The organism is Paenibacillus sp. FSL P2-0136 (assembly GCF_037975325.1).
Lineage (GTDB): Bacteria > Bacillota > Bacilli > Paenibacillales > Paenibacillaceae > Paenibacillus_AQ > Paenibacillus_AQ silagei.
Genome location: NZ_CP150244.1, coordinates 160,244 through 172,626, shown reverse-complemented (window position 1 = coordinate 172,626; position 12,383 = coordinate 160,244). Strand labels below are relative to the sequence as shown.

8 protein-coding genes are annotated in these 12,383 nt (G+C 54.7%); all 8 read right to left on the bottom strand.

What is annotated here, in order from left to right; all coding sequences use genetic code 11:
- Positions 1-56: 56 nt before the first annotated feature.
- The 8 genes from NYE26_RS00740 to NYE26_RS00705 all read right to left on the bottom strand — a co-directional run bounded on the left by NYE26_RS00740 (position 57) and on the right by NYE26_RS00705 (position 12,213).
- On the bottom strand, positions 57-1,757 hold the full coding sequence (locus NYE26_RS00740; RefSeq protein ID WP_339253192.1) for an extracellular solute-binding protein: 1,701 nt from the start codon (positions 1,755-1,757) through the stop codon (positions 57-59).
- Positions 1,758-1,855: 98 nt separating this feature from the next.
- A complete protein-coding gene (locus tag NYE26_RS00735) occupies positions 1,856-2,746 on the bottom strand; it encodes a carbohydrate ABC transporter permease (RefSeq protein WP_339253190.1) in 891 nt (296 codons plus the stop codon).
- Between the two features lie 18 nt (positions 2,747-2,764).
- Entirely contained in the window at positions 2,765-3,754 is a 990-nt protein-coding gene (locus NYE26_RS00730) for an ABC transporter permease subunit (protein WP_209877335.1), read from the bottom strand.
- A gap of 161 nt (positions 3,755-3,915) precedes the next feature.
- The gene (locus tag NYE26_RS00725; RefSeq protein ID WP_339253188.1) at positions 3,916-4,581 is read right to left on the bottom strand and encodes a hypothetical protein; all 666 of its coding nucleotides are present in this window, start codon (positions 4,579-4,581) and stop codon (positions 3,916-3,918) included.
- Between the two features lie 941 nt (positions 4,582-5,522).
- Complete coding sequence (locus NYE26_RS00720; protein WP_339253186.1) at positions 5,523-8,750, bottom strand: cellobiose phosphorylase; 3,228 nt, start codon at positions 8,748-8,750, stop codon at positions 5,523-5,525.
- Between the two features lie 461 nt (positions 8,751-9,211).
- On the bottom strand, positions 9,212-10,555 hold the full coding sequence (locus NYE26_RS00715) for a glycoside hydrolase family 30 protein (RefSeq protein ID WP_339253185.1): 1,344 nt from the start codon (positions 10,553-10,555) through the stop codon (positions 9,212-9,214).
- 109 nt (positions 10,556-10,664) lie between these two features.
- A complete protein-coding gene (locus NYE26_RS00710) occupies positions 10,665-11,678 on the bottom strand; it encodes a LacI family DNA-binding transcriptional regulator (protein WP_339253183.1) in 1,014 nt (337 codons plus the stop codon).
- 52 nt (positions 11,679-11,730) lie between these two features.
- Complete coding sequence (locus NYE26_RS00705) at positions 11,731-12,213, bottom strand: hypothetical protein (protein ID WP_339253181.1); 483 nt, start codon at positions 12,211-12,213, stop codon at positions 11,731-11,733.
- Between the last annotated feature and the right edge of the window lie 170 nt (positions 12,214-12,383).

Genomic DNA, 12,383 nt, shown 5'->3' with positions numbered 1-12,383 from the left:
AAGTTGAAAACCCAAAAGCCCGCAGGTCGCGGGCAATTGGGCCATATTCGTTAAGCTTACATTCCAAGCTTCTTTTTGTTCTCTTCATATTTCGTCTGGCGGTAGGCATCGAAGGTCGCCTGGCCGTCCTTTTCTTTCTTGGCGAGATAATCGCTCCAGATCTTATCGAAGTCTGCATCGGAATCCGCCATCAGCAGCTTCGGCATGGTTTTGCCGCGAAGCTGTTTCAGCTTGGTCGCGATAATGCCTTCCGGCGAGTTGCCGGTAGGGTCAATCAATTGGAATTCGGAGGTGTTGACCGATTTGCCCTTCGTCCAGTCCTCCAGTTGTTTGTAAGGCTCTACCGATTCCGGCTTCCATTGATCGGTAATATTGGTGTTCTGCATCATCCAGAAGGTGAAGGATGAACCGTACTGCTTATCGAAGGCTCCGCGGTCTGAGTTCATCAGCTTCAGCGCTTCAGGCAGGAATTGGTCCTTGCCGTCAATTGTATCATAGCTGACGCCTTTTTCACCCAGGAAAAGATCCTTTTGACCTTCTTCACTGTTCAGGTAGCTGAGGAATTTAATCGCACGCGCTTTATCCTTCACATTCTTGGAGATCAGGGTCACCGTCCAGCCGGAGATCCCAGGGCCGTTCAGTGCAGGCGGGTCCATCTTGGTGTTGGCCGGTCCGTCTACCGCAATGTACACTTGATCAGGGTTTTTCTGGAAAATTGTACCGAGCTGCGAAGCAAAGTCTGTACGCTGATAGAGCATTGCGAAGTAGCGTCCCTGTACGATTTTTTCTTCCATTTGCGCACGCTTGTCAATGAAGATATCCTTCGCCAAGAGTCCGTCCTGGTTCGCCTGGCGGAGAGTCTTCATCCAGCGGACATACTCAGGATCTGTCTCACGGTCATAGACCTTGCCGTCTTTTTCCCAAGGGATGTTCAGGAAATTCTGAATGTAGCCTTCCAGCGAGTCGTTGCCGTTCTCGGTGAACTCATGCAAACCGAGCGGAATCAGCGGCTGGCCGTTCACCTGAGGGAATTTCTCCTGCGCTGCCTTCAGCGCGGCGAGGAAGCCTTCAGGCGTACGCATATCCGGGCTGCCGATGGCTTCATAGATATCCTTGCGGACCGCAAAGGTCTGGTTGGATACGTAGGTATCGCCGTATTGCTTATAATCGGCCGGGGAGGACGAGGAGTTCGGATAGCCGTAGACATTGCCGTCCGGCTGAGTATACCAGCCCAGCTTATCCTTATCCGATACCTTGTAGAAGTAAGGGTCATATTCATCTGCCAGCTTGTTCAGCGGAAGCACAAGATCTCCTTCTACCATTTTTTTGATTGCATCTTCCCAGTAGCCGAGCGTAATGAAGTCCGGCAGCTTGCCGGAAGCCATCAGCGTGTTCAGCTTCTCGTTCTCATTACCTGCAGGCACGATGAAGTTAAGGTTAACGCCGGTCTTCTTGGTCACATATTGAGAGGTTGGATCTACGCCCCATTTATTCGGGAACCAGGCAAAGTTCAGATACCAGTCAAAAGTAATCGGTGAAGTATCGCTCTTCCAGCCCGGTTCATCGGCCGAAGCCGCAGGTGCCGGTGTTGCAGCATCTGTTGCAGGTGCCGTTGTAGCCTCCGTGTTCGCCGGCTTATTATTCCCCGTGTTTCCGCCCGCGGCGTTATCCTTGCTGCCACAGCCCGTAACAGAGAAGGCCATCATGAGTCCCAAGAGCAGCAGGACCGTTTTCTTCGGCTTATGTTTCATGCCCATTTGTTTACCCCTTTTCTAGATAATATAAATTATAAGCTCAACCCCGTAGCCCTTATGACACCCGGGCGTTGGAGGAGTTACCTGTGGCTTGCAGATGCTTAGCCCTTGATCGAACCAATCATCATGCCTTTGACAAAATAACGCTGCAGGAACGGATAGACGAACACGATCGGCAGTGTGGTCACGACCATGGTAGCCAGCTTAATCGACTGTGAGGTGACCGTTCTTGTGGCCGCGCTGCCCTGGACAGCAGTCATCATCGTATTGGAGCTGGATTGGGCCACGACCCGGAACAGATAGGTCTGAATAGGCTGCAGATCCACGTTGTTGATGTAGATAATGCCGGTAAAATAATCATTCCACTGATAAACCCCGTGGAACAGCGCGATGGTGGCAATGACCGGCATGGAGACCGGCAGCACAATCCGCAGCAGAATCGACCAGTCGTTGGCCCCGTCAATCCGCGCCGCTTCATCCAGACCATCCGGAATTTCCCGGAAGAAGGTCATGAAGATAATGAGGTCGAAGAAGCTGAACATCACCGGGATGATATAGACCAGGAAGTTATCCAGCAGATGCAGGTCGCGGTTCAGCAGGAAGGTCGGGATTAGCCCGCCGTTGAAGAACAGGGTGACCGTACCGATCAGAATGTAGATTTTGCCGCCCACCAGATCCCTGCGGGATAGAGCATACGCGACCATTGCTGTGAAGAATACATGCACGGCAACACCGACTATTGTCTTGGCTACGGTAATGGCCATCGCCAGCATAATGCCCGGACTTGCGAAGACCGCCTCGAAGTTCTTCAATGTGATGATGCGCGGCCACCAGTAGATTCCGCCTAGCATGGCGTCATTGCCGTCATTGAAGGCGTTGACCAGCACATACCAGATTGGATAGAGCGTCAGGAAGCAGACGCAGAGCATGACCAGATTATTGATGATGTCGAAGATGACTTCGCCTTTGGTTCTGCGTTTGAGTGCAAACATAGATAGATCCTCCTTGTTCTAGAACAGCGACGTGTCGTTGATTTTTTTGGATACCTGGTTAGCAATCAGCAGCAGAATCAGTGCAATGACCGCCTTAACCAGAGTGACCGCCGCAGAGTAGGAGAAGCGGTTAGAGACAATACCTGTCTGATAAATATAATAGTCAATGACGTTAGAAGCACTGTCATTCAGCGAGTTGCGCAGCACCAGAATCTGGTCGAAGTTGGAGCTCAGCACTCCGCTGACCGCGAGAATGAACAGAATGCTGATCGTGCCCCGGACAGACGGCAGTGTAACGAACCACATTTTCTGGAACCGCCCGGCTCCGTCAATCGTCGCCGCCTCATACATCTCCGGAGAGACACCGGCGATCGCCGCCAGATAGATAATGGCTGACCATCCCAGCTCTTTCCAGATGTCGGAGCTAATGATAATGGTCCAGAAGTAGCTTGGCTCGGCCAGATACGTAATCGGCTGGTCAATGAGGTGCAGCGCCATCAGGATACTATTGATAATCCCCACATCGGCCAGCCAGGTGGCCAGAATTCCGCCAAGCACGACCCAGGAGAGGAAATGCGGCAGATAGGAGATCGTCTGAATCGCCTTCTTATACCGGAGGGAACGGACCTCATTAAGAAATAAAGCGAAGATAATCGGCAGCGGGAATCCGATAATCAGCTTGATCAGACTGATTCCCAGCGTATTGCGTATAACATTGGGCAACTCGTCGTCGTCGAATAATTCCCTGAAATGCTGCAGGCCCACCCAGGGGGCTTCGGCAATTGATTTGACGATGTTGTACTCCTTGAAGGAAATAATCAGGCCATAGATTGGAATGTAGTTGAATACAATCATCCAGGCTACGCCGAGCAGGGCCATCGTCTGCAAATGCCGCTGGGCTACAAATTTCCTCCAGAGTGAATGTTTTCGACCTGAACCGGTTTCGATTGACGCCGGAATGAGCGGACCCATGACCGGGTCCTGCTTGGTATTTCGTTTGTTCTCCATCGTGTGGACCTCCAGGATACCTATCTGTTTATGTGAAGCGTTTTCATCTCTATGTAAGTATTGTATGCGTTTTAGGTATACGGTAAAAGGCCTCATATTTCGTATTTAGGGGCTCATATTTCGGCTTGGAGTATTCTTCTGGGCTCCCCAAGCCGAGCCTCTTACACATGCAGAACCGCATGCTCCTCCGACAAAACAAGATAGTCACCGATCACGCCGTCCTCAAACGCAGGCTTGCGGGGCTGGCCGTTTCCCAGCGGGGGCAGATCCTGATGGTATTTGTAAAAAACAAGCTGGGATCGCGCACCCTCCTGCGTCAGCTCAAGCCGCAGCTCCTCATCGGTCAGACAGACAGCGGACACCACGCTCCCCGTTACTTTTGCCGTCAGCTCATCCCATTGCTCTTCCTCAGGCTCCCCTGCCCAGCTGGATATCCACGGCCGGTGGCTCTTGTTGTAATTCAGGTGGCATTCAATCACTCTGCCGTCCAGCAGAATATATTGGCCCGATGCCCAGACGGCATACACAAGATACTGCCGAACGCTCTCCTTCTCCAGCAGCAGTCCGAAGAACCCGGGACCTCCCATGCCATAGGTTCCCAGATGGCGGTGAAATCCGGCAACCCGGCTGCCCATCAGCGAGTCCGTGTCAATCTCTGTCAGGGTCCGGGGTCTGGCGGTCATCATCGCCTCGCCTTCCTCCGCTTCATAGTGGAAGTCCCTGAACGAACTTTCTTCCGTCCAGCCTTTAGCCTCCCACGTCTCCCGTTCAGCGGCGGGAATAATCATGGAGTATTTCTCAATCAGTCCGATCTTAAGCTCGCTCATTCTTAATGTAGCTCCTCTCGTGTTTGGTCGCTCTGCTCTAAGGTCATTCAAACCGAGCTACTCCAACCCAAGCTAGATTAACCCAATCTGATATATCACCTCCGGCTGTATCCTGTTAGCAGATGTATACCTTAGTATTATAAACTAACTTTTGGACTGGTGAATTTGCGTCTAAGTTGGAGTCTGCGTCAGCCTATTGCAATTGTAGTCGGTTTTTCACTTACATTTAGTCCGCACACCCTCCGCCGGCGCATTGTAGTCGGTTTTCCACTTACATTTGGTCCGCACACCCTCCGCCCGCCCATTGTAATCGATTTTTCGATTACATTCGGTCCGCACCCCCTCCGCCCGCCCATTGTAATCGGTTTTTCGATTACATTCGGTCCGCACACCCTCCGCCGGCGCATTGTAGTCGGTTTTCCGATTACATTTAGTCCGCACACCCTCCGCCGGCGCATTGTAATCGGTTTTTCGATTACATTTGGCTCGCACACCCTCCGCCCGCCCATTGTAATCGGTTTTTCGATTACATTTAGTCCGCACACCCTCCGCCGGCGCATTGTAGTCGGTTTTCCACTTACATTTGGTCCGCACACCCTCCGCCCGCCCACTGTAATCGGTTTTCCACTTACATTTGGCTCGCACCCCCTCCGCACACCCATTGTAATCGGTTTTCCACTTACATTCGGTCCGCACACCCTCCGCCCGCCCATTGTAATCGGTTTTTCGATTACATTCGGTCCGCACCCCCTCCGCACACCCATTGTAATCGGTTTTTCACTTACATTCGGCCCGCACACCCTCCGCCCGCCCATTGTAATCGGTTTTTCGATTACATTTAGTCCGCGCTGTCTTATTCACAATAGATGGAATCATGCTTCCTTATAAAACCAGAAAGGAGGCCCCCGCAAGGACCTCCTCTCCACCACTATCTATGCCCGTTATTCCATCACCGCACGGATCGCGGCAATCTCCCCGCGCCGCAAGGCTTCGGCATCTGCGCCGCGCAGCAGGCCACCGGTAATTATGCGCTCCGCACCGTCCCGGAAGGTCAGTGCCAGCGTCTGAATAACTGCCTTGCTGTCGCCGAAGGTATCCGCATGACGCGGATTCACATACGTCACTTCCGTGCTGCCCAGCAGCTTGAAGGAGACCTCTCCCTGCTCGTCGAACAGCCAGCCGGGAAGAGCCGGATGCAGCGCCAGCGTTAATTCGCCATCCCGGGTAGCGAACAGGCTGCTGCCTGCCATCATCGTTCTCCACATGCTCAGGAACTCGGCCGTGGATCCGCTCAGCCGGGCCACGAACCCTCTGCCATGTGTGGCAGGGTCGGGGTTGCCGCCGGTGGAGATGAACGACGAATTCTCCAGCGTGCTGCGTCCGTATACCTCAGGATCAAGGAACGGGATCAGCGACGTTCTCAGCTCACTGTAGAATTCTTCATACAGTCCCGCCTTCAGCAGCTCAAGCAAGTATTTATAGGACATGTGCAGGAAGTTCGATTCCCGCTCCTGCCAGCCTGCGGTGAACGCCCGGATGCGTCCGATCTCATGCCCCTCTTCCTCCAGTGATACCGAAGTCCGGTACATCGAGGTGACCGGATCGAACAGCCCGCTCCGCTTCACCTTGCTGTAGATAGCCTTGGCGGTCTGCTGATCCTCCAGTGTCTTCAGCCAGCGGGTTGGGCCTTCCAGGAAATACGGCAGCGCCGAAGCCTCGAATTCTTCTACGACTGCCTTCGGCAGTCCATAGCCGCTGATGACCGGCTCGCCGGCAGCATCCGTGACCGGCCGGAAGCGCGTAGCCTCGAAACGGAAATAGGTTGGCACCAGTCCGCCGCCCATGTCTACCGCACGCGCAATCCCCTGATCCACTTTGTGCAGCCACTGCTCCAGCATTCCGCGGATCACTTCAAGGGAGACTTCGCCGGTCTCGCCCGTGATCCCGAACCGAACGGACGCCCGGTATGCCTCACGCGCTGCGGCCACACGGTCCCAATACGGGAACTCAGCCAGCGAACCGTCCAGCACTTCCGTTACAGCCTGGCCTACCTGTGTGAGCAGCGCCGCAATCTCCGATGGAAGAGCCACTGTGGAAGGAAGCCCGGCACTGTTCTCCAGCGCTTCCACCATGAAGACCAGCATCCGTTTCAGCTCCAGTGTCTCGCTCATGCCCGAGCCCATCAGGCCCGGCAGTCCGTTCATCGCATCGTTCCAGCCCGGCTTGTTCGCCTCCATCTCCACACCCATACCGTATGGATCAAGCGTGGCGAATTTGTTCAGGGCGAGCGACAGCATTTTCACAAACAGACTGGTCCGGTAGATCTCCCCGTGCCCGCCTTGTGTGCGCAGCCACTCGGTACCGGATGCCTTGCGCTTCAGCTTATGCAGCTTCTCCTCATCCTCCAGCAGAGCTCCGAACTGCCGCACCTTGCCGCCGCTGATCACGTACTTCTCGCTGCGCGGCAGGACATAGGCCGGAGAGTCGTAGAACGCATACGTCTCATCCCCGAACAGCAGCTCTCCAAGGCGCTCAGGATAAATATCCAGATAGCCTTCCACCAGGTCCAGGTTATACGTCCAGTGATCCGACCAGAACCCCTCGCCGAAGGCGGCTTCAATGTTCTGCTGCGACAACGCAAGCACCCCGCTGAGGAATTCCTGCTCACTTAGGGTTAACACGATCTGCTGATCGGCAATATAGTTAATCAGACTGCCTGCGGTGAAGCGTCCGGCCAGGAGCTGAGTAAGTCCCGCATGCTGCTCTGCAAGCGCCCCGGTCAGCCATGCCTTAAGCTGCTCCTCCGCACCCGGCAGAATCTCGAAGCTGGTGCCCTGTACACTGAGCGGGTTGTAGCCGTCTGCCTGAATCAGGCTATAGAACATTTTGATATTGAAGCTGCCCACCTTGGGATGGAAAAAGACGTCGTTGCGGCGGTTCTGGTTCATATCGCGGAAATTCCCGTTCCCCTGCGAATAATATTCGGGGGCCAGCGAGAAGAAGTTATAATCCCGTTCCATATCGCCATGCTTGCGGGAGTAGAGATGGACCACGAAGCCCTCTTCCCCATTGTCAAAGATAAACGGATATCCCCCGCGCAGGAAATTGTCGAGATAGGACTGGCGGCAATACGCGTCAAAGATCGGCGAGGACGTCCGGGTGGCGATATCCGCAGTTAACTCCTCGGTCAGTGCGGCAGCTTCAAGGGACTTGGCGGCAAAATACTCCTCACGGCACAGCTCCGCCGTCCGTTCATTAATCCGGGCAATATCATTTACATGCCCGATGATGGTGTTCAGCTTCAGCGAAGCCCCGGGGGCAAGCGTCCGGGCAGTGCCGCTAAATCCGCACGGCACCTTGTTGACCGGATACTGCGCCTGTGCCAGCAGCTCGGCCAGCGGAAGCGCCGCGAAGCGGTCAGGATAGGTCAGTGACGTATTTCCGCCAAAGATCACTTCATAATCTACAAGCGGGCGGAGCAGCTCTCCTTCCGCCGTGGAGGAGAGATAGAAATGCCCGCTCTCGATCTTGCCGATTTCGGCATCGTCATTCGTGCCGGAGCGCAGCTTGTAGAACGGAATCCCGTGCTCAAGGTTGAACACATCCATCCAGCTGCGGAGAAGGTTCCCCATCTCCTTATAGCCTCCGTTCGCCACTCCGAACGGAAGCACCTCCGGCAGACCGTCCAGCAGTTCAAGCGCAAGTTCAACTCCGCCGATATTCTGAATCTCCACCTGACGGACCAGCGCGGCATAATCATCCCCCGGAAGGTTGAAATAGTGGACTGTGGTCTTCAGGCCATGTCCGGCATGCGATTCCTCAATGGTCAGTCCGTTCGGCAGAATGGTCATGATCCGCTGGGCTGCCTGGTCCGGGCGGGCCGACTGGAACGGTTCATAGATCTCTGCGTTCCCCTTCAGCTTGATGAAGGTGCGGAAGCCGGTCGATGTTACATTCTTGTAGGAGATATTGGCCGGCGAGAACTCCATGATCGGCGAGTTTTTGTCCCGCACGCCGAAGCTGCTAATCCCTTGGCCGCGGTTCACATAGAATGTCCACATCGGTATCCCCTTCAGTCCGGCAAGGCCCGGCAGGAAGCTGGCGAACGGCTTGCCTTCGTGGAACTGCTCAATGACAAATTTTCCGGCGTCAAAAGTATACTTACTCATTCTATTCCTCCTAAAAATATCAATATACGTATTCGTTTGTGAGTGATTGCGTTAGCGGTGATTGCATTTAGTGCACTAGAATTTGTCTAGTCGCGCTTCTGGCAGCCTCCTGTTGTATTTCATACAGCAGATTTCCGGCTTTCTGCCCGATAATGCCGTTTTTGCAGAATTCTACTGTACGTAGTGCAATAGATCGCTAATTTAGGCGGAAATTGGAGGGATCTAGTGTACAAAATGCAATCGGCGGCGGCCCGGAAGCCGTCTGGCATTCAGACTCACCTAAATCCGCCGCGCCTACCTCTCACAGCTTCTAGACTCTACAGGCCTATCCGATGCTCCCGATTTTTCACAGCCTCTAAACCTGCAAGCCTACTAAGCCACTCCAACTTCTCACAGCCGCTACTCCTGCAAGCACACTCCGCCGTCCCTACTCCTCTTCCTCTTCCTCTTGCTCCGCAGGCCTACCCCTGCGTAATCAGATGGGTCGCGATAGAGTGCGCAGGCAGCGTGCATTCGGCGGTCTCAGCGCCCAGTCCCAGCGTCAGCGTACGTGCTTCCCCGCCTTCGTTCATCAGCACCACAGCGAGACTGCCGTCCGGATTGCGGAACGCAGCCGACAGCACATCTGCCGCTGCCGATTCAAGCCCGATCCGCACCGCACCCGGGGCGATGAATTTGCTGAAATGCCCGATGTAGTAATACGAGCTGTTGTAGTGGACCTCGTCAGTAGCCGTATCCGCGATCACCGGAGCATCGCAGAGATTGCCCACATGGTTCGGTCCTCCCGTCTCATCCAGCACCAGATTCCAGTCCAGGTAGCCTTCGGTCCAGGCATTCAGATCGCCGATCATATTGCGGCCGTAGCGCTCGCCCGTGAACCATTCGCCCAGACGCACGCCGCCCTCCTGACAGCCCTCGGTGAACAGCACATGCTTATCCGGGAAAAGCTCATGCACCTGCTCCACGTTTCCGAACTCCTCGCCGCCATACCAGTGGATACCGGTCCCCCAGACATACTGTGCAGCTTCCGGGTCCGACAGAATCGGGGTCACGCGCTCGACCATAATGTCGCGGTTATGATCCCAGATCACGATGTTCACATCGCCCATTCCGGCTTCGTGCATCACGGGTCCGAGATGGTTTTTGACAAAATCACGCTCTTCCTCAGCACTGTATACACAGGAATCCCAGGTCTGCACCGCTGCCGGCTCATTCTGCACAGAGACGGCCCAGACCGGAACACCTTCCTTGCGGTAGGCCTCGATGAATTTGGTATAATACCGCGCCCAGACCGGCGCATACTCCGGCTTCAGCGAGCCGCCGTTGTTCATCTCCCCGTTCGTCTTCATCCAGGCGGGCGGGCTCCACGGGGAGGCCAGCATGGTGAACGGTCCGCCCCGCACCTCCATGGCATCCTTAATCAGCGGCAGCACCCACTTATGGTCACGCGAGATATCGAAGGTCTTAAGTTCCGTATCCCCATCCTCCACATACGTATAATTACCGAGTGCGAAGTCGCAGCTATGGATATGCACACGGCCCATACTGTAATTCAGCCCGTCTACCGGGTCAAAATACCGCCGGATGACCTCCGTACGCTTCGCCGGACTCATCCGGGACAAGGTATACGCCGCTGCTTCTGTGAATGCTCCGCCAAAACCAATAATGGTCTGGAACGCCTGCTCCGGGTGCAGCACGATATCTGCTTTTGCCGCTGCGCCCTCTGCGCTGAACTGAATGCCATCCTTGCGACTCAGGCGATCTCCTGTATCTTTGGCGGTGACTACGGTTTGAACGGTTGTCATGTCTATCACTCCTTTATTATTTTTGCTAGGCGAAACCAGGGACGAAAAAAATCGAAACCGGTTTCGATTTTGCCGAAAAAAAAGGTATTCCTGAATGTACGCACCTTCATCACATGCGCGGCGGTGCGCAGGAATCCCTCACAATAATCTCCACAGGCAGCACAAGTGCTTCCTGAGCCGTACCTGGACCGTTCATAGATGCCAGCAGCAGCTCCGCCGCCCGGGTCCCCAGCATTCCAGTATTCTGGCGTACAGTGGTCAGCGCAGGCGTAACGTATCCGGCAAGCTCAATGTCGTCATAGCCCATCACAGAGACATCCTCCGGCACCGCAAGCCCCTCATCCTTAGCCGCCATTACCGCACCCAGGGCCAGCAAGTCACCCGAAGCAAAAACAGCCGTCGGCCGCTGCGGCAACGCCAGCAGACGCTTCATTGCACCATAACCATTCTCCAGCGCGTAGAAGGCTCCCTCGGCCACATATTCATCCGGCACCTCAAGATCCTGCTGCTTCATAGCCGTTCTGTACCCCAGCTCCCGCTGCTGTCCCGGATAGGTGTTCCCGCCTCCCGAGATATGGGCAATCCGGCGGTGTCCAAGACTGACCAGATACTCCACGGCCTGCAGCGCACCCGTCATGTTATCCGAGCAGACTGTATGTGACAGCTCCGTCTCGAAATCGAGCACCACGGTCGGAATATCACTCTCCAGCAGCTCCCGGAAATACGGGTCATCATAATCAGAGAGGAACACTACCACCCCGTCGACGCCGCGAATCCGGCAGTTCTCCAGATATCCGCTCTGCTTGCCGCCTACATCCTTCGAGATGAACATGAGGGCATAGCCCTTGGCTACGGCAACCTGCTTGAAGCTCTCAATCACTGCGCTGAAAAAAGGATGGCGGATTCCCGCCCCCGTATTCTCCACAAACAGCACACCGATGGTCCAGGATTTCTTGGTCGTCAGTGTACGTGCATGCGCATTGGGAAGGTACCCCATCTCCCTGGCGGTACGCAGAATCTCCTCACGCGTCTTCTCCCGCACATCGGAATAGTTATTGAACGCCTTGGACACTGTGGTTGGTGAGTAGCCGGTCCTTTTGGCAATATCGTATATCGTGGTCATTTCCGGTTCACTCCCGCAGCTCAATGAAAGCCCTTTTATGTTCACTGACATTCTAACTTCTTTCGGCACGGCCGTCCAGCATAAAATATCTTTGGACCTCAGGCAGCAGCGTCAAGATCTGAATCAGCATTCCCAGTGACATATAGAACACATGAATCAAGCTGACCATGTTCCACATGTAGGTCTGCACCATAATCCAGATAATCTGGCCGAAGCCGATATAGAGCGAAAAGCTCCAGGCCGCATGCCGCTCCTTGAACGGTGTCAAGGCGTAGCTCCAAGCCCACTGCGGCTGCTTCCAGAGGCCGTACAGCACGAGCAGCGGGAGCAGACCGAATACGAGCAGCAGCAGCAGCCCAGGGACGGCAAAGCTGTGAAAGGGCATTCGTACCATTGCAGAGGCCGGCATGCCGAGCAATTCCCCGCTGGGATCAGTTAGCAGCGCCAGCCCGCCTGCGATGGCCCCCAAGCTCAAAAACCCTTGAAGTACCAGCAGCACCTTAACAGCAACTGGCATTTTTTTAGCAGCGTTCATCCTCATTCCTCATTCCCCATTTCAGGCACCTATTTTCCGGCTACGGATTAGGGCTATTTCTGGTTAGCGCCTATGCTTTATTGAGATTTTACAGATTTCTCCTCAAGATTGCCGGGAAAGAAATCACACTCCGGAAAATTTGCATGATGTGCCTGCTGTGTGAATGTCTG